Source organism: Dehalobacter sp. CP, from assembly GCF_047652685.1.
GTDB lineage: Bacteria > Bacillota > Desulfitobacteriia > Desulfitobacteriales > Syntrophobotulaceae > Dehalobacter.
The window spans coordinates 2,815,613-2,832,389 of the sequence record NZ_CP157399.1 but is presented as its reverse complement, the minus strand read 5'-3'; the positions used below and the strand labels follow the sequence as shown (position 1 = coordinate 2,832,389).

At 46.2% G+C, this 16,777-nt stretch carries 20 protein-coding genes; 18 read left to right on the top strand and 2 right to left on the bottom strand.

Annotated features, from left to right (window positions below):
- The first annotated feature begins 123 nt into the window (after positions 1-123).
- The 10 genes from AAH944_RS14015 to AAH944_RS13970 all read left to right on the top strand — a co-directional run bounded on the left by AAH944_RS14015 (position 124) and on the right by AAH944_RS13970 (position 7,224).
- Positions 124-354: an AtpZ/AtpI family protein gene (locus AAH944_RS14015; protein WP_415535396.1), complete on the top strand. Its 231-nt coding sequence runs from the start codon at positions 124-126 to the stop codon at positions 352-354.
- Positions 344-712 carry an ATP synthase subunit I gene (locus tag AAH944_RS14010; protein ID WP_415535395.1) on the top strand — a complete coding sequence of 123 codons (369 nt, stop codon included), beginning with the start codon at positions 344-346 and terminating at the stop codon, positions 710-712. Before AAH944_RS14015 ends, AAH944_RS14010 begins: the two co-directional genes overlap by 11 nt.
- Positions 713-1,474, top strand: a complete 762-nt coding sequence (gene atpB, locus AAH944_RS14005; protein ID WP_415535394.1) for a F0F1 ATP synthase subunit A — start codon at positions 713-715, stop codon at positions 1,472-1,474.
- Positions 1,475-1,561: 87 nt separating this feature from the next.
- Positions 1,562-1,795 (top strand): F0F1 ATP synthase subunit C, encoded by a 234-nt coding sequence (atpE, locus tag AAH944_RS14000; RefSeq protein ID WP_015044915.1) that lies wholly within the window; start codon positions 1,562-1,564, stop codon positions 1,793-1,795.
- 83 nt (positions 1,796-1,878) lie between these two features.
- Positions 1,879-2,439, top strand: coding sequence for a F0F1 ATP synthase subunit B (gene atpF / locus AAH944_RS13995; RefSeq protein ID WP_415535393.1), 561 nt, complete (start codon positions 1,879-1,881; stop codon positions 2,437-2,439).
- Complete coding sequence (locus AAH944_RS13990) at positions 2,433-3,005, top strand: F0F1 ATP synthase subunit delta (protein WP_415535392.1); 573 nt, start codon at positions 2,433-2,435, stop codon at positions 3,003-3,005. The genes atpF and AAH944_RS13990 overlap by 7 nt, the downstream gene beginning before the upstream one ends.
- 4 nt (positions 3,006-3,009) lie before the next feature.
- A complete protein-coding gene (atpA, locus tag AAH944_RS13985; RefSeq protein ID WP_415535391.1) occupies positions 3,010-4,512 on the top strand; it encodes a F0F1 ATP synthase subunit alpha in 1,503 nt (500 codons plus the stop codon).
- Positions 4,513-4,530: 18 nt separating this feature from the next.
- Positions 4,531-5,379 carry an ATP synthase F1 subunit gamma gene (atpG, locus tag AAH944_RS13980; protein ID WP_415535390.1) on the top strand — a complete coding sequence of 283 codons (849 nt, stop codon included), beginning with the start codon at positions 4,531-4,533 and terminating at the stop codon, positions 5,377-5,379.
- Between the two features lie 37 nt (positions 5,380-5,416).
- Complete coding sequence (gene atpD, locus AAH944_RS13975) at positions 5,417-6,820, top strand: F0F1 ATP synthase subunit beta (protein ID WP_415535389.1); 1,404 nt, start codon at positions 5,417-5,419, stop codon at positions 6,818-6,820.
- A gap of 2 nt (positions 6,821-6,822) precedes the next feature.
- Positions 6,823-7,224 carry a F0F1 ATP synthase subunit epsilon gene (locus tag AAH944_RS13970; RefSeq protein WP_415535388.1) on the top strand — a complete coding sequence of 134 codons (402 nt, stop codon included), beginning with the start codon at positions 6,823-6,825 and terminating at the stop codon, positions 7,222-7,224.
- An 89-nt stretch (positions 7,225-7,313) separates the two neighbouring features.
- Here the strand turns inward: AAH944_RS13970 and AAH944_RS13965 are convergent, their stop codons facing one another.
- Complete coding sequence (locus tag AAH944_RS13965; RefSeq protein WP_015044905.1) at positions 7,314-7,616, bottom strand: metal-sensing transcriptional repressor; 303 nt, start codon at positions 7,614-7,616, stop codon at positions 7,314-7,316.
- 209 nt (positions 7,617-7,825) lie between these two features.
- On the opposite strand from AAH944_RS13965, the gene AAH944_RS13960 reads away from it, so the two are divergent.
- The 6 genes from AAH944_RS13960 to AAH944_RS13935 all read left to right on the top strand — a co-directional run bounded on the left by AAH944_RS13960 (position 7,826) and on the right by AAH944_RS13935 (position 13,698).
- Positions 7,826-8,458, top strand: a complete 633-nt coding sequence (locus AAH944_RS13960; RefSeq protein ID WP_415535387.1) for a hypothetical protein — start codon at positions 7,826-7,828, stop codon at positions 8,456-8,458.
- A 188-nt stretch (positions 8,459-8,646) separates the two neighbouring features.
- Complete coding sequence (gene murA, locus AAH944_RS13955; RefSeq protein WP_415535386.1) at positions 8,647-9,897, top strand: UDP-N-acetylglucosamine 1-carboxyvinyltransferase; 1,251 nt, start codon at positions 8,647-8,649, stop codon at positions 9,895-9,897.
- 78 nt (positions 9,898-9,975) lie between these two features.
- The gene (gene spoIID / locus AAH944_RS13950) at positions 9,976-10,911 is read left to right on the top strand and encodes a stage II sporulation protein D (protein WP_415535385.1); all 936 of its coding nucleotides are present in this window, start codon (positions 9,976-9,978) and stop codon (positions 10,909-10,911) included.
- 575 nt (positions 10,912-11,486) lie between these two features.
- Positions 11,487-11,741, top strand: a complete 255-nt coding sequence (gene spoIIID, locus AAH944_RS13945) for a sporulation transcriptional regulator SpoIIID (RefSeq protein ID WP_015044900.1) — start codon at positions 11,487-11,489, stop codon at positions 11,739-11,741.
- Positions 11,742-11,963: 222 nt separating this feature from the next.
- Positions 11,964-12,953 (top strand): rod shape-determining protein MreB, encoded by a 990-nt coding sequence (mreB, locus tag AAH944_RS13940; RefSeq protein WP_415535384.1) that lies wholly within the window; start codon positions 11,964-11,966, stop codon positions 12,951-12,953.
- 16 nt (positions 12,954-12,969) lie between these two features.
- Positions 12,970-13,698 (top strand): WecB/TagA/CpsF family glycosyltransferase, encoded by a 729-nt coding sequence (locus AAH944_RS13935; RefSeq protein ID WP_415535383.1) that lies wholly within the window; start codon positions 12,970-12,972, stop codon positions 13,696-13,698.
- Between the two features lie 126 nt (positions 13,699-13,824).
- On the opposite strand, the gene AAH944_RS13930 is transcribed toward AAH944_RS13935, so the two are convergent.
- The gene (locus AAH944_RS13930) at positions 13,825-14,946 is read right to left on the bottom strand and encodes a glycosyltransferase (protein ID WP_415535382.1); all 1,122 of its coding nucleotides are present in this window, start codon (positions 14,944-14,946) and stop codon (positions 13,825-13,827) included.
- A 137-nt stretch (positions 14,947-15,083) separates the two neighbouring features.
- Between AAH944_RS13930 and AAH944_RS13925 the strand changes: the two genes are divergently transcribed.
- Together AAH944_RS13925 and AAH944_RS13920 are read left to right on the top strand one after the other, a co-directional pair.
- On the top strand, positions 15,084-16,271 hold the full coding sequence (locus tag AAH944_RS13925) for an O-antigen ligase family protein (RefSeq protein ID WP_415535381.1): 1,188 nt from the start codon (positions 15,084-15,086) through the stop codon (positions 16,269-16,271).
- Positions 16,272-16,331: 60 nt separating this feature from the next.
- On the top strand, positions 16,332-16,703 hold the full coding sequence (locus AAH944_RS13920) for a hypothetical protein (RefSeq protein WP_415535380.1): 372 nt from the start codon (positions 16,332-16,334) through the stop codon (positions 16,701-16,703).
- The last annotated feature ends 74 nt before the right edge of the window (positions 16,704-16,777 follow it).

Below are 16,777 nucleotides of genomic sequence, written 5' to 3'. Positions count from 1 at the left end.
TGATTATGTGAATGAACGATCAATCCTGATTCTACGCGGCTTTTGACGGCAAGTGCAGTTGGTATAAATCTTGCATTATATATTATGTTGTCAACGAAAAACCATGAGATTTGAGGGAGCCAGATGGCTGACAAATTTACGAGTGACGTTGTCAAGTATATGCTTTGGGGATCATCAAGTGCTTCTGCTCTTGTTGGCTTGGAAGTAGGAGGATATTTTTTAGGAAATTATTTGGATACTCGTTTTGGTACTGACCCTTTATTTAAGGCAGCTTTGATGATTTCAGGCATTTTGTTCAGTATACTATCTCTAATATTAATTTATTTAAAGTTAGGTAAAACAGATGGAAAATAGCAGATTTATTCAGATATTGACGGTTATTCTCTGCATCACTGTTTTAATCGTGATATGGCGAGCAGATTTTTATCCCCTTGTCGGTTTATTGATCGGCTATTATACGGGCATAATTAATGTTAAGTGGCTACTTAGGGACGCTCGAAAAGCAATGGACAAAGATAAGAAAGCAGCCCTAAAAACATACTACAAAAGCTTAGTATTCAGGTTGGTAATCATTACGTTGGTATTTGCTGTTGTCGCAAAGTTCCAACCGGATTGGCTTAATTATGTGGCTATAGGAATGATGACTGGTATTGTTATCCCTATAATTGTAGCAAGACATCAACTAACAAAAACGAAAGGTGGTGAAAATTAAATGCATGATACCGTACTATGGGTATTGGGAAATGGCACTGTGCATGCGAAGACACTGATTATGACTTGGGTCACAATGATACTTCTTTTGGGTTTTGTCTTTCTTTGTAAGCGCAATCTGACAAGTGGAACGCCCGGAAAACTTCAAAATCTTTTGGAATGGATCATTGATTTTGTCAGGGGCCTTATCTCTGATAATATGGACTATAAAAAAGGATCGTCATTGCTCGGGTATCTTCTTTCCCTTATTTTGTTTGTATTTTTTGCGAACATGATTGGCTTGATTCCCAATATATTTGCACCCTTACTCGATCACGTACACTTTGCTAGAATCAATGAGATGTTTGGCGGAGCAATTTTCAGTGCGCGAACAACAACGTTTTCGTCGCCGACAGCAGATGTTAATACGACCTTTGCCTTATCGACAATAACGATTGTTTTAGTATTGGTCTATGGACTCAAATATAAAGGTGCGCACTATTTCAAACACTTTCTTGAACCCTATCCGCCTTTTGCGATCCTTCATATTATTGATTTTGTCGCCAAGCCTTTGACCTTAGCTTTCCGGCTATTCGGCAATATTTATGCCGGAGAAATCCTGATTGCAGTCATTCTCATGATCCCGGGTATATTTGCCTTCGCTGGAGTTATTCCGATGCCATTTTGGCTTGTGTTCTGCGTATTTATCGCAGTAATCCAATCCTATGTTTTTACAATATTAACGGTGGCCTATGTCGGCCAAGCTATCGAAGAGTCTCACTAACAACGGTATTATTTCAGAGCTAAAAAGAAGCAATCTGAAATCAATAAATACAAAATGAAATTTATTTATTTAAGGAGGAAATTTAATATGGATATCACTGCTGCTGCGTTGATAGGTACTGGTATTGCTGCCGCGGGTGCGGCCATTGGAGCTGCTATGGGTAATGGAAACGTTGTTGCCAGCACAATTGATGGGATTGCACGTCAACCTGAAGCCAGAGGAACTTTAATGAGCACCATGTTTATTGGTATTGCGCTGGTTGAGATTCTTCCCCTCTTGTCCATCATCATGGCTCTGTTAATGTTCTTTACGAAGTCCTGAGGTGTACTTCGGTAAAATGCAACAATTGAATGACGTTACTGTATTAATCTACTGCTCAAAATAGAGAGGAGGGGGAATATCGCTTGAATCCCTTCGTAATAGGTTTTACCAATTCGATTGCCTCAGCGGCTGCTGCTGGGCCTACGACAAATAGCCCGTTACATTTTGACTACACATATTTTATTCAGCTCCTTTCATTTTTGCTTTTAGTTCTGATCCTGAAAAAGTTTGCTTGGACACCCATCATGAATATGATGGAAAAACGCCGTCAGGGTATTGAAAATAACCTGGCCCAAGCTGAACAGGAAAGAAAAGAAGCTGAAAGAATCCGGCTGGAATACCAACAAGAAATGCGTCAAGCCCGTCAGCAAGCTCAGGAAATTATTGAGAAGGCTACCAAGAGCAGCGAACTGCGTGCGGAAGAAATTATCCTGGAAGCCCGTAAGGAAACCGAAAAAATCAAACAGTCGGCCCTGGCCGACATTGGACGGGAACGCGACAGGGCAATTGCCGATGTTAAAGCCCAGGTAGCCGATATGTCCATAGCTGTTGCTGAAAAAATTATTCGGCACAAACTGGATGTCACGGGTCAGGAAGCTCTCATTGAACAATTTATTCAAGAGGTAGGGGATCGGCCATGTTAAACGGCGCTCTCGCACATCGCTATGCGCACGCTCTTTTTGAATTAGCGGTTGAGATGTCTGTCCTCGATCAAATCGATAAAGAACTGCATGATTTGGCGGAAACCGTAGCCCAAAATAATGAGCTGAAAGTTTTGCTGAACCATCCCAATATTGAAGCAGAAACCAAAAAGAAGGTCCTGGCGAAGATACTTGATGACACTGTTTCTGACATGACCAGTCATTTTGTTTATCTGTTGATTGATCGCAGGAGACAGAATCTCCTCAGCCTGGTTCAGCGTGAATTTGCACGTCTGGCCAATGAAGCACGCAACTTAATCGAAGCAAAAGTTACCAGTGCCACAGCACTGACTCCGGCGCAAGAGGAAAAACTCAAAGAAATGATTGCCAGATCGACTGGCAAGAATGTTCGTTTACTTTCCGAAGTAAATCCGACATTGATCGGTGGAGCCAAACTTCAAGTGGGAGATCGTGTGATGGATGGCTCAATTACAACCGCATTGTCTAAAATACGTGATGAATTGAAAAAAACATCGTTAAAACCTCAGCAGGAAGTAGGGGTGAACTAAAAGAATGAATTTACGTCCCGAAGAAATTAGTTCTATTATTAAACAGCAAATCGAGCGTTATGAATCAGCCCTCGAAGTCGTTGATGTTGGTACCGTTATCCAGGTAGGTGATGGTATTGCGCGTGTTTATGGCTTGGAGAAGGCGATGTCCGGTGAGCTTCTGGAGTTCCCCGGCGGTATATATGGGATGGCCATGAACCTGGAAGAGGACAACATCGGCTGCGTTATCCTAGGACCTTATGCTGCGATTAAAGAAGGCGACCAGGTCAAGCGTACCGGCAGGATTGTGGAAGTACCGGTAGGAGAAAGCTTAATTGGCCGTGTTGTCAACGTTCTTGGACAACCTGTCGATGGCAAAGGGGAGATCGTTCCAGCCGGATACCGTCCGATCGAATCGGTTGCTCCCGGTGTTGTTGACAGAAAATCCGTGCATGAGCCGCTGCAAACCGGTCTGAAATCCATCGACTCCATGGTGCCGATCGGCCGCGGACAACGTGAGCTGATCATTGGTGACCGCCAGACAGGTAAAACCGCGCTGGCCGTGGACACCATCATCAATCAAAAAGGTCAGAATTGTATCTGTATTTATGTTGCAATCGGTCAGAAACAGTCGACCGTCGCAAGTGTTGTGAAGAAGCTGGAAGAGCAGGGCGCGATGGAATACTCGATCGTTGTTATGGCTACAGCCTCCGACCCGGCACCAATGCTTTATATTGCGCCATATTCCGGCTGCGCGATAGGAGAATACTTCCGCGATAACGGCCAGCATGTCCTGGTTGTTTATGATGACCTCTCCAAACAGGCTGTTGCTTATCGTGAACTATCGCTCTTGTTGAAACGTCCTCCCGGACGTGAAGCTTATCCCGGAGACGTTTTCTATCTGCATTCCCGTTTGCTGGAACGTGCGGCAAAGCTGTCCCCGGAAAAGGGAAGCGGGTCACTCACCGCGCTGCCGATTATTGAGACCCAGGCCGGTGACGTTTCCGCCTATATCCCGACCAACGTTATTTCAATTACCGACGGCCAGATCTTCCTGGAAGCGGACTTGTTCTTTTCCGGTTTCCGTCCGGCCATCAACGTCGGTATCTCGGTATCGCGTGTTGGCGGATCCGCTCAGATCAAAGCCATGAAGCAGGTAGCCGGTCAGCTTCGTCTGGACCTGGCAGCTTACCGTGAATTAGCTGCTTTTGCCCAGTTCGGATCCGATCTGGATAAAGCGACCCAGGCGCGTCTTAACCGCGGCCAAAAAACGATGGAAATCCTGAAACAGGGACAATATCAGCCGATGCCGGTCGAAGAGCAGGTTATCATTATTTTTGCGGCGACGAAAGGTTATATCGATGATGTCCCAATGGAAAGAATGAAAGAATTCGAACAGGAACTTCTCCGCTTCATGCGTACGACTCACATTCCTGAGAAAATCCGTACGGAGAAAGCTCTTTCCAACGAGCTCATGAAAGAAATCGGCGACGCGATCAATGAGTTCAAACAAGGCTTTTTAGTCTAGAAAGAGTAGGTGAATGAAGTGGCAGGAGTACGCGATATTCGCAGACGGATCCGTAGTGTAGCCAATATGCAGCAGATCACTAAAGCCATGAAGATGGTAGCTGCCGCGAAATTACGGAAGTCTCAGGAAAAAGTCATCGCTTCCCGCCCATATGCCAAACAGCTTCAGAGTGTTCTGGCCCGTCTCGTTCAGAACCAGGCGGAGGCAAGACATCCGCTTCTGGAAAAACGTCCGGTGAAGAAAGTGGGATATATCCTCGTAACATCAGACCGCGGTCTGTGCGGAGGCTTTAATACCAACTTGAATCGTATGACCAGGAGTCTGCTTGATGAAAAGACGGACGTTCAAGCCGGTTTGGTAGCAGTAGGCCGGAAAGGCATTGATTTTTTTACCAGACGTAATGCTGAAATCATTACACAATTTACCGGATTGGGGGATAGCCCCAATTATGGCCACGCCAAAGGCATTGCTAAAGATGTCATTGGGCTATATACCCGTGGAGAATTAGATGAGGTCTACCTCGTTTATTCCAAATTCATTTCGGTTCTGAGTCAGGAACCAACCGTTATCAAATTACTGCCGATTGAGCCATCCGCAGAAAAGGCCAGCGGCAGCTACATCTTCGAGCCTGAGCCCCAGCAAATGTTGGATCGGTTACTCCCCAGCTATGTTGAAAGTCAGATTTTCAGCGCCCTCCTGGAAAGCAAGGCTAGTGAAATGGGGGCAAAAATGACGGCGATGGATTCAGCAACGGAAAATGCCAAAGAAATGATTGGCAAGTTGACTTTAATGATGAACAGAGCCCGTCAGGCAGCGATTACCAAGGAAATTTCTGAAATTGTAGGGGGAGCTGCGGCTCTGGAGTAGCTGCTTTTCGTACCTTATCAAAGGAGGTTGCAAGCTTGTGTCAAAAATAGGTAAAGTAATTCAAGTCATGGGTCCGGTTGTTGACATCGAATTTGATCCCGATGCCCTGCCGGAAATTTATAGTGCGATTGTCATTCAAAACGAAGTAAAGAACTCCAAACTGACCTTGGAAGTTGCCCAGCATCTAGGCAACGACACCGTACGTTGTATTGCGATGTCGTCCACCGACGGTCTGACCAGGGGTGTAGAAGCCGTGAATACCGGTGCACCGATCACTGTCAGTGTCGGTACTGAAACATTGGGGAGAATGTTCAATGTCTTGGGAGAACCAATCGACAATCTGCCCAATGTGAATACGGAACTAAAATTCCCGATCCATCGCAAAGCACCACCGTTTGTCGATCAGGAAACCACAGACACCATGCTGGAAACAGGGATCAAAGTCGTCGATCTCTTAGCACCGTATGCCAAAGGTGGTAAGGTTGGTCTGTTCGGCGGTGCCGGCGTAGGCAAGACCGTTCTGATCCAGGAGCTCATTAATAATATCGCAACCCAGCACGGCGGTATTTCCGTATTTGCCGGCGTTGGTGAACGTACCCGTGAAGGGAATGACCTCTGGAATGAAATGAAGGAATCCGGCGTTATTAACAAGATGACTATGGTGTTCGGTCAGATGAACGAACCCCCCGGTGCCCGCTTAAGAGTAGGACTGACCGGTCTTACCCAGGCTGAATTTTTCCGCGATGAACAGGGACAGGACGTGCTCCTCTTCATCGATAACATTTTCCGCTTCACCCAAGCCGGATCTGAAGTGTCCGCACTCTTGGGACGTATGCCGTCGGCGGTAGGCTATCAGCCGACCCTGGCTACGGAAATGGGCAATCTGCAGGAACGTATCACTTCAACGAAGAAAGGTTCCATTACCTCCGTTCAGGCTATTTATGTGCCGGCGGATGACTTGACGGACCCTGCACCGGCTACGGCCTTTGCACATTTGGATGCCAAAACGGTTCTTTCCCGTTCGATTTCCGAAATGGGTATTTACCCGGCGGTGGACCCGCTGGATTCCAGTTCCCAGATCATGACCCCGGACATCGTCGGCCAGGAGCATTACGAAGTTGCCCGCGAAGTGCAGAAGATCCTGCAGCGTTATAAAGAGCTTCAGGATATTATTGCGATCCTTGGTATGGACGAGCTCAGCGAAGATGACAAACTTCTTGTTAACCGAGCCCGCCGTATTCAGATTTTCCTTTCCCAGCCGTTCAGTGTAGCCGAGGCCTTCACCGGCATGAAAGGCAAATACGTACCGGTCAAAGATACGATTCGGAGCTTTAAAGAAATCTGCGAAGGTAAGCACGATAGTCTGCCTGAAGAAGCGTTCCGGTATGTCGGAACGATCGAAGAGGCGGTTGAAAAAGCGAAACAGTTGGGAGCTGTATAACCATGGCTGGAACGTTTAACTTTGTTGTCGTGGCACCTGCCGGCGAAGTTCTGAATACGGAAGTTGAATTTGTCCTGGCACCTGGAGCGGAGGGGGAACTCGGCATCTTAGCCAACCACTCTCCACTCATTGCCAACCTGGTAATCGGGGTCGTTCGCTATACGCAAAACGGCAAAGTGGAGAAAATGTCAATTAGCGGCGGATTTTTGGAAGTTGCCCAGAACAAGGCAACGATTCTGGCCGACACCGCCGAGCTTGCGGAATCCATTGACGTCGCGAGAGCAGAGGCGGCCAAAGAGCGCGCTGAAAAACGCCTCGGTGAAAAACAGGCCGAGACGGACATGATCCGAGCGGAGGTTGCCTTGAAAAGAGCTGTCGCTAGGCTTAGAGCAACAGAAAAATAGCCTTAGGTTCAAAAGTAAAAAAGGATGCAGCGATCATATGCTGCATCCTTTTCTTATCTGGTCTTATCTGATCATAATCTATTCCGCATTTATTTTAGAAATTTGTCAATAGCATCATTCAGTCTGTCGATGACTTCGGTATTGTTTTCCTCATAAGCATGGACCAAACAGTGATTGATATGGTCACTCAAGATGACTTTACCGGTATTGTTAAGTGCGGAGCGGACAGCCGACAGTTGTATCAGTATTTCACTGCAGTCTACTTCATCGTCAACCATTCTTTTTATACCTTCCAGATGGCCGATTACTCTGGCCAAGCGATTTAAGACATTTTTCTTGTTTGGATGGGAATGGGCATGGAGATGCTCATGCTCAAGGCTGTTGTTTTCCATTGGAGTGGCTCCCTTCTGTTGAGTACCTGTCAGAAAATTGATATATAACATTTTACCATGAAAAGGCTTCTGGCGACATAGCTAAAGGAATCTAAAAAAATCTCTTATGTTTTGGGAATCTCCACTTTGGTCAAACTATTAATAGTTGATGACATTTGAATTAAAGACAGGAATGACAACTAAAAATCAGTAAGCTGGAGTGAGAGAACGTGTCTGGAAAAAAGACCTTGCTTTGTTTGTTCATATCCCTGACCATTATCGTCTTATCAGGATCAGCAGCCGGGATTGTCAGTAGCATTAAAGCCCAAAGCAATCCTGACAGGAATCTTGTGCTGCTTCTTCATTCGGGACTTGTATCTTGCCAAAATGCCCGAGTAAAATATATTATCTGGACGGAAGATAGCAGCAGTCAGAAAGAAATAGAAAATGTTTTGCAGTCAAGCGGCTTGCTATGGAATAAAGCTGTCCTGAGCGACTTTGCCAACAGAACGGCCTATCAGTACAGCGCAGAGCTGGAAGTTGATCAGGACCAAGAAAGCGATGTTCTCAACACGTATGAAGTACTCAACCTTCGATTATCCGGCCGGGAAACAAAAGTATACCTTGAAGAAAGCGTTGATCAGGAAATTGATATCCAACGTTATTTTAAAATGAACATTGTCAGCATTATTCAAGAAACGGATATTCCATCACTCTATGCTCTGTCCGGTTATACCTGGGGATCAGGCCAGGGTATTAAAGCCGGGAAGGATACAATCAATATACAGGCGGTGACCAGAAAATCCGGAGATAATCGTGGAAGGACTGTACTTGCGCTGCCGGCACTCCTCGAGGAAGTATAGGATACAATAACTTTAAGGTTGACATAGTACGAATAAGTTTTCTTTCCTGCTTGCAGGAAAAAAGACCGGTAGAAAAGAACTATTACTGTTGAAATGGAAAACCGGATATGGGATGATTAATACTGGATTGTTTGGACCGGATCATGATATAATCGTAGTTTAGAAATAGGTCAGGAGATGACAATAATTTGAGCAAATTTGTTGTGACAGGCGGAAGAGAACTGGAAGGGAAAGTGGATGTCAGCGGTGCAAAGAACGCCATATTACCGATCATTGCAGCAAGTCTGCTGACTTCAGATAAGATTATTTTGGAGGAAGCCCCCGATCTGCTCGACGTTCAAGTCATGGGGCAGGTTATCGAATCTCTGGGGGGAAAGGTTAAAAGAAAGAACAAGAAATTATATATTGAAAACAGGGATATCGAAAATATAGAGGCTCCTTACGATCTTATCTCCAAAATGCGAGCATCTATATTTATTATGGGCCCTTTGCTTGCTCGCAAGGGCAGAATCAGGATTTCTCATCCCGGTGGATGCGCAATCGGGTCCAGACCGATCAACTGGCATATTAAAGGTTTGGAGCTGCTGGGAGCTCAGGTCCGTATGGATAATGGTTTTTTGGACGTTTCGGCCTCCAGACTGAAAGCGGCAAGAATATATCTGGATTTTCCGAGCGTTGGAGCAACCGAGAATATCATGATGGCTGCAGTAAACGCTGAGGGTACGACCATTGTTGAGAATGCTGCTCAGGAACCCGAAATTGTTGATCTCGCCAATTTTATCAATGAAATGGGCGGCAAAATTCGCGGCGCAGGCACGAATATCATTAACATTGAAGGGGTCAAAGAACTTCATGGGACCACGCATACAATTATCCCGGACCGGATCGAAGCAGGAACATACATCTTGATGGCTGCGGCCTGCGGCGGTGAAGTCTTAGTGCGGAACGTTATCCCTGTTCACTTGACCTCGCTTTTGGCTAAACTTGATGAAGCCGGCGTGGTATATAAAGAGGAAGATGACGGTATAAGAGTCATTGGCAAAGGGAACTATCATGCCGTAGACATTAAGACCCAAGTGCATCCGGGGTTTTCAACCGATTTGCAGGCTCCGATCATGGCGATGCTTACACGGGCCCATGGGACCTCAATGATTACAGAGACCGTTTTTGAAAACAGATTCATGCATGTCGAAGAACTGAAAAGAATGGGCGCAGATATCCGGATTGAGGGCAGAAGTGCGATTGTCCAGGGAGTGGAAAACCTTCATCCCGCTACCGTAAGTGCGAGTGATTTGCGGGCCGGAGCGGGCCTTGTTCTGGCAGCACTGACGGCCAATGGCACCTCGGAAATCAGAGAGATCCATCATATTGAAAGAGGTTATGAATACCTTGAAGTTAAATTAAGGGGTATTGGTGCCAATATCACGAAAGAAGAATAACCGACTTCGTTTGTATCATATCGCTGCCCTCCTGTGCATACAAATAGGATATGCTTGTACTGTGCAGGAGGCCAAAACGTGAGTAAAAGAATGAAAACAATAACGGCCGCTGTCATGGCCGTTATCTTTTTTGTAGGAATACTGCCCGTGCTTATCAGTTGGTTTGGGGGTGAAGACCAGGACGATCTGGGAATACCGGTAAGGGTCAAACTGGCAGACGGCCAGATCAGAGCAATACCCATAGAGGAATACCTGGTCGGGGTAGTTGCAGCCGAAATGCCTGCCGAGTTTGAAGCAGAGGCGTTAAAGGCCCAGGCTGTTGCCGCCAGGACCTATGTACTGAAAAGGATGGAATCCGCTGCGGGCAGCGACTTTGATGTGGACACCACTGTCAATACGCAGGTCTGGAATACCAATGAAGAAATGCGGACAAAATGGGGAATCATCAACTACTGGAAATACCAGCGCAAAATTGCAGATGCGGTTAAAGCTACACGGGGGAAGGTTGTTACGTATCAGGGAAAAATGATTAATGCGTTTTTCTACAGCAGCTGCGGCCGGAAAAAGACTGAGCGGGCTGGAGACGTTTGGAGTACAGATCTGGATTATCTCAAAAATGTGCCGTCCGGCGAAAGTGATTCGCTACGGTTCGTCAAACATCAGATCTTTCAGTGTGCTGAATTTTACCAGCTTCTTGGTTTCACCCAGATCCCGGAAAAGTTTTCGGACAGCGATGTCATCTTAATTGAAAGGACGAAAGCCGGACGGGTAAAGACACTGGCTGTCAGAAACAAAGTTTTCAAGGGAACGGAACTGCGGAGCAAGCTTCAGCTTTCCTCAACCGATTTTGAATGGGAGACCCGCGGAACAGAAATTGAGTTTGTTACGTACGGCAAAGGACACGGAGTCGGAATGTCACAATACGGGGCCAATGACCTGGCTCTAAAAGGCGAATCGTACATGGAAATCCTGGGACATTATTATCAAGGGACAAAACTTGAAAAGGCTTACTGATAAATTAAAGAATAACTGCAATGATACCGATCACATAAAGATGCAGATCGCTGATAAAGCACGAGACACAAAGAAAAATCGAAAGCAGCAGCTTGTTAAACATATAAATACACCCGAATAGTAATACGTTCATTCCTAAAATTCCAAAACATTACTCGATTTTAGTATGTCTTTTTTTCTTTTGAAACAAGAGACACTATAATTTTGTTTCTGAAAGAAGATGAGAGAGGGTGCAAGGAGTGGAAGATGAATATGATGCTCTTATATAAACGGACCTAATTATTATGCAGCGATTCTGCCACCCACCATATAGCGGCCGGCATGGGCGAACTTTCCCGGACCGGAGACTGCAAAGGCATAAATACCTTCTTGTTTAATGCTTTTCTCAAAGATCCGAAGCAGGGGAAGACCATACTGGAAGGCTATAGCGGGCTTGATTTAGGAAAAAGGCGTGCCTGCCTGCAAATCAGTGTACATTATTTACCAGTAAGGGACATCCTCTTTAGGATGTCTTTTTCATTTGTACCCGCATATAAATGAACTAATACATTGCAGGTACAAAGGGGAGAGGGAGAGTGCAGGAACATATCAAAAGAAGAGCTTTGGATATTGGCAACTATATTATAGAATCGAGCTGTACAGTGCGGCAGACCGCGCAAATATTTGGGGTATCCAAGTCGACGGTACATAAAGATGTAACGGAAAGATTGCCGTTGATTAACAAACGACTTTCCTCTCAGGTCAAGCATGTCCTTGAAAGCAATAAAGCCGAGAGGCATATTCGGGGAGGAGAAGCAACCAAGAAGAAATATATGCATACGGAGGATTAGCTCCTAAAAGACAGACAGAAAATATAGGTCGTAAAAAACGGAAAGAAAGAGGAAAACATAAAATTACATCGAATAATATGAGCAAAGCTATGAAAAGAATCTCCCCTCAGGGAGATTCAATTTTGGCTGCCGCCCTGCATGTAAAAGCTTGGCGTCTGCCAGGTTTTTCTAATTTTCATGGGACAAGCCAATAGAATCGTGAAGTGAAAGGGGCAGCACCTGATGTTTGGGACTGATCTCGGGATTGATTTAGGCACGGCGAGTGTTCTGGTCTATGCACAAGGCAGGGGTATCGTTTTGCACGAGCCTTCGGTCGTTGCGATTGATAAGAACACAGGTAGAAGAATTGCGGTCGGCCAAGAGGCCAGAATGATGCTTGGCAGGACTCCCGGAAGCATTATGGTCATCAGGCCGATGAGGGATGGCGTCATTGCAGATTATCAGACCACCGAAATCATGCTGAAATATTTACTCAAAAAAGCGGGAATAAAAAACTGGCCTTTTATAAAAAATAGAGTTGTTGTCTGTATACCGTCCGGAGTCACCGAAGTTGAAGAAAGGGCTGTAAAACAAGCCGCTATGAAAGCCGGTGCCGGACAGGTCAAAGTAATTGAGGAACCTTATGCAGCTGCCCTGGGGGCCGGTATGGACATATACGGACCCGAAGGAAACATGGTCGTCGATATCGGCGGTGGAACGACAGATATTGCAGTAATCAGCCTGGGTGGGGTCGTAACCAAAAAAAGCATTCGCATGGGCGGGGATAAACTGGATGAATCGATTATCAGGTTTATTCGTAGAGAATTCAATTTAATGATCGGAGAAAGAACGGCGGAAGATATCAAGATCAAAGTCGGCTGCGCCGTTAAGGAAGGAAAAGCAGACGACGCGGAGATCGATGTCAGAGGAAGAGATCTCATCACCGGACTCCCGAAGACCATCACGGTAGATTCAAAAATGACGTATAAAGCGATGGAAGAATCGCTGGAAGTGATTGTAGCCGGAGTTAAAGATGTTCTAGAGCGTACACCGCCGGAACTTGCTGCGGATATTATGAACAGGGGAATCGTACTTACCGGCGGAGGATCGATGGTGAATTCCCTGGATCTGAGGATTTCCAAGGAGACGGGACTCATTGTGACCCTTGCCGATCATCCGATTTCCTGTGTCGCTTTAGGGACAGGCAAAGTCCTTAAAAACAGTTTCAAGTGAGAATCCGGGGACAAAAATGAAACAATTGAAAATATTGGGAACGCGTATTGATCCAGCTAGTTTGCAGGACTGCCTTGAAACTATTAAAAATACGATTTTGCTGGGGCAGCAACTCCGGATTGTGACCGCAAATCCCGAATTAATTTACAAAGCTGAACATGACGCCAATCTCCTAGCAGTCATCAATTCAGCCGGTCTTGTCGTACCGGATGGGGTCGGCGTAGTTTGGGCTGCCCGGAAACTTGGCCGTCCGGTCAAAGAAAGAGTAACCGGCATCGACCTGACAGCAGGGATTTTAGGGGAAAGCAACCGTCACGGATGGAGAATATTTCTGTTGGGCGCGAAGCCGGGCATTGCAGAAAAAGTTATTCGGCAGCAGAGCCTGAGGTACCCGGGGATAGCGTTGGCGTGTCATCATGGTTTTTTTACGCAGGCAGAAGAACCGGAGGTCATCCGGCAGATCCGTCACTTTGCACCGGATATTCTTTTGGTTGGCTTGGGTGCCCCCAAACAGGAATACTGGAATCATGAACACCCCGGGCTGGCTAAAGTAAGTATGGGTATCGGGGGGTCATTCGACGTACTGTCAGGAGAAGTGAAACGTGCCCCCGAGATATTTCGGGAATCCGGATTGGAATGGCTTTACCGGCTGATCAGCGAACCGGGCCGGATAAAAAGGCAAGTTGTACTTCCACTGTACCTTCTAAGGGTTCTGAAACAGAAATATTTTCCGGGATCTGACTAAAAAAACGGTTCATATCGGTTAATCTTGACCGGATGAGTCTAATAGGGAATAAATACGATTCTAATCGATCAGTAAAATAACCCGCTCAGATAATAAACGAAAGCTAAGTGACCGTTTACAGTGCACTTAGCTTATTATTTTTTCATAAAAAGTTATTGTATCCTGAACCATTTTTTCAATGGAAAACAGGCTGACCTTTTGCCTAGCTCGGGCAGTCATTTCGACAGAAAAAGCCCTGTCCTTGAGCACCTTGCTGCAGGCCAGCGCCATCGCCGCAGGGTCAGCCGGCGGAACGAGCAGGGCTTCCTTGTGGTCTTCCAGAAGTTCAGGGATCCCGCCGACCTTGGAAGCTATAATCGGGATTCCGGCTTGAGCGGCTTCCAGTAAAACTAGTCCCATTCCTTCGCTCAGAGAAGGAAATACAAACAAATCCATCGCCGGCAGGGCCTGCCAGGCTGAAGGCAGGTAGCCGGTCAGCGTAAATGGAAGTCCGGAAAGCTTCAGCTGTTCGGTCAGTTGATTATGAAGAGGACCTTCACCGATGATGAGCAGATGAAGGTCAGGGATTTCCGCAGTCAGCAGTTTCATCGCTTCAATCAGGTAAAACTGCCCTTTCACCGGGTGAAGACGGCCAATCGTCCCGATGACAAGACAATGATCCGGGATTGACCATTGTTCACGGAAGGCTTTGAACATTTGGTCTGGTTGAGTGAATGAAAATATTTCACTACCGTTATAGATCACGTTCACCGGCAAAGTTAATCCTTTCCTGCTCAGTCGGATGGCAGCGGATTGGCTGAGACTGACGGATACCGCAATAATGCCGGCAGACCAGTGCAGGGTGAGGTTATCGACCCAGAGAGAAATCCTGCCTTTGAGGGAAGACGGATAATCGTACTCCGGCAGGCTGTGGATGGTTGAAATGCAGGGGATCTTGGTGAGTCTCGCGACGGTCCGCCCCAGAAGGTTAGCCCTTGTGCCATGGGCATGGATTAACGCAATCTTATGTTTGCGGCAGAAAGCAATAATGGTAGGCAAAGGGGAGAGGTCAAAAGGGAACTGCATGGGGAATATTTCAGACGGGATGCCGAAAGACTGTGCGCATGGTGCCAGCGCGGAGCCCTTGGCCAGACAACCCAGAAAAGGATTTACGCTTTGCCTGTCCAGATTTTTCAGGAGATTCAGAACGTTCTGCTCAGCCCCTCCGATCTCGCCGCCTCCAATCAGATGAAGAACATTAATCGACATAGATTGCCTCCTCCAAAGCCTTTGGCATAATATTTCTCTGCTGTTATAAATATGATAGAGAAATATGATTGGACTTGCAAGTCCTGCGGAGGATTAAGGTGAATTATGGGAGGACAGAAAATTTCCTGAGTGTGTTTATGTTTTTGGGTATGATATGCCACGGAATTTTTTTTATCCGAGAGTGGCTTGTCCTGGGTGCTGTCTTGATATTCTACACGATTGCTCACTGGAAACAAGTTTGTCTTACAACGATCGCCGCCAAAAAAAAATTTCGGAATCCGGTGAGCATTTTTTTGCTACTGAGCCTTTTTTCGCTGGCGGGACTATTTAGTCCAGTCAGGGCAATTGATGGCTGGCTGGAAGCGTTCCGCTGGATGGTATATTTATCTGCCTATTTGTGGGGAATACAGCTGGCGGCTGCCGGGGAGGCAAATAGGTTTTTAAACAGAATGATATGGCTGACGATTTTGGCGGTGGTACTGTCCTGGCTGCCCGGAAGTGAAAATATCTGGCTGCCGCCTGGCCCGCCGGAAGAAGGGCGCTATGCCTTCTGTTTCGGATATCCGAATTCTGCGGCAGCTTTTCTTGGGTGCCAATTAATGGTAATATTGATAAAAAGGGAATTTAACCCATTTTTCTTGCTGCTGCTGGGAATAAGTATCCTATCCACTGGATCAAGGGCTTCAATGCTGCTGCTTTTGTTGTTTATCCCGATTCTATTGCTAAAAAAGAGAGCTTTAACTCAAAAGAATATTATACATGTGGATAGCATCAGAACTGTAACCGAAAAGCGTTCTCGGGCGTCAGTCAGAATAATACTTCTTGCTTGTTTGATCATTGTCCTATACCCTGCAGTTTCGAGTATACAGGTGCCATTCAGTCATTTATGTTCTTGGACGGATACCAGCATGGCGGAAAGAATTACGTATTACGCTGACAGCATCCAGCTTGCCAGGGATGCATATTTTCTGCCGCGGGCGGGAGGGTGGCTCGGTTTTTCCTTTATTCAGACCACCCCTTATTGGACATTGGATACCCATTCTTCATTTTGCCGGGTGCTTTTAAATCAGGGGATCATTGCTCTTGTGTTATTAATGCTTTGGGCACGGCAAGGACTCAGGAGTTTTGTCCAGGACCTTCGGAATGGAGATGACCTTGGAACGATCTGTACGAAAGCAGCAGCTCTATTTTTGGGACTGCACAGCCTGATTGATGTGGATATGTCTTTTGGGATTGTCGGCATCTTATTCTGGCTGCTGGTCGGGCTGAATACCGGGGAAAAAGTAGAAAATCAGGACAAGATCAGAACCGCCTTGCTTAGCTGAAGCATATGATAGAAATAATCAGAAGAATCAATGATTATACGGCAAAGGCGGGTCAGGCACATGATGCTTATTTATGGTGTATTGGCGGTAGGTTTGATTATTCTTTGGTTATGGGCAGGACAATATGAGTGGGAGCTTCCGGATGCCCTGTCTGAACGGATTGAGGCCTTTGGAACAAACAACACGCGGCAGGTGAAGACAATCACTGACAATGCGGTTTTGGCTATTGAGGCCAGGGAATTTGACCATGAGGATATTGAAAAAGAAATTTATATGGTCAGAAAAACGCGAAACAGGCAGGAGGGAATAATTGTCAGAATAGATCTGTCGCAGGAGAATGCCAATCTTCCTAAAGACGAGCAGGAAAGAACCAAGACCCGTCTGGAAAGACGTTTTCCTGGCTTGACGGTTCAGTATACTCAGAAAGGATAAGGACAAAAGCGTGCTTTTTTACATTTTAGCCAAAGACAATGGAGAATTCTGTTTTTCTCCGCTGCCTTCTGCGG

What these genes read in the sequence shown, in the direction of transcription:
- atpB (WP_415535394.1), top strand. Translation starts at nt 713, where the DNA reads ATGCATGATACCGTACTATGGGTATTGGGAAATGGCACTGTGCATGCG.
- AAH944_RS13925 (WP_415535381.1), top strand. Translation starts at nt 15,084, where the DNA reads ATGTTTTTGGGTATGATATGCCACGGAATTTTTTTTATCCGAGAGTGG.
- atpA (WP_415535391.1), top strand. Translation starts at nt 3,010, where the DNA reads ATGAATTTACGTCCCGAAGAAATTAGTTCTATTATTAAACAGCAAATC.
- AAH944_RS13920 (WP_415535380.1), top strand. Translation starts at nt 16,332, where the DNA reads ATGATGCTTATTTATGGTGTATTGGCGGTAGGTTTGATTATTCTTTGG.
- AAH944_RS13965 (WP_015044905.1), bottom strand. Translation starts at nt 7,616, where the DNA reads ATGGAAAACAACAGCCTTGAGCATGAGCATCTCCATGCCCATTCCCAT.
- mreB (WP_415535384.1), top strand. Translation starts at nt 11,964, where the DNA reads ATGTTTGGGACTGATCTCGGGATTGATTTAGGCACGGCGAGTGTTCTG.
- AAH944_RS13935 (WP_415535383.1), top strand. Translation starts at nt 12,970, where the DNA reads ATGAAACAATTGAAAATATTGGGAACGCGTATTGATCCAGCTAGTTTG.
- atpE (WP_015044915.1), top strand. Translation starts at nt 1,562, where the DNA reads ATGGATATCACTGCTGCTGCGTTGATAGGTACTGGTATTGCTGCCGCG.
- AAH944_RS13930 (WP_415535382.1), bottom strand. Translation starts at nt 14,946, where the DNA reads ATGTCGATTAATGTTCTTCATCTGATTGGAGGCGGCGAGATCGGAGGG.
- AAH944_RS14010 (WP_415535395.1), top strand. Translation starts at nt 344, where the DNA reads ATGGAAAATAGCAGATTTATTCAGATATTGACGGTTATTCTCTGCATC.
- AAH944_RS13990 (WP_415535392.1), top strand. Translation starts at nt 2,433, where the DNA reads ATGTTAAACGGCGCTCTCGCACATCGCTATGCGCACGCTCTTTTTGAA.
- AAH944_RS13970 (WP_415535388.1), top strand. Translation starts at nt 6,823, where the DNA reads ATGGCTGGAACGTTTAACTTTGTTGTCGTGGCACCTGCCGGCGAAGTT.
- AAH944_RS14015 (WP_415535396.1), top strand. Translation starts at nt 124, where the DNA reads ATGGCTGACAAATTTACGAGTGACGTTGTCAAGTATATGCTTTGGGGA.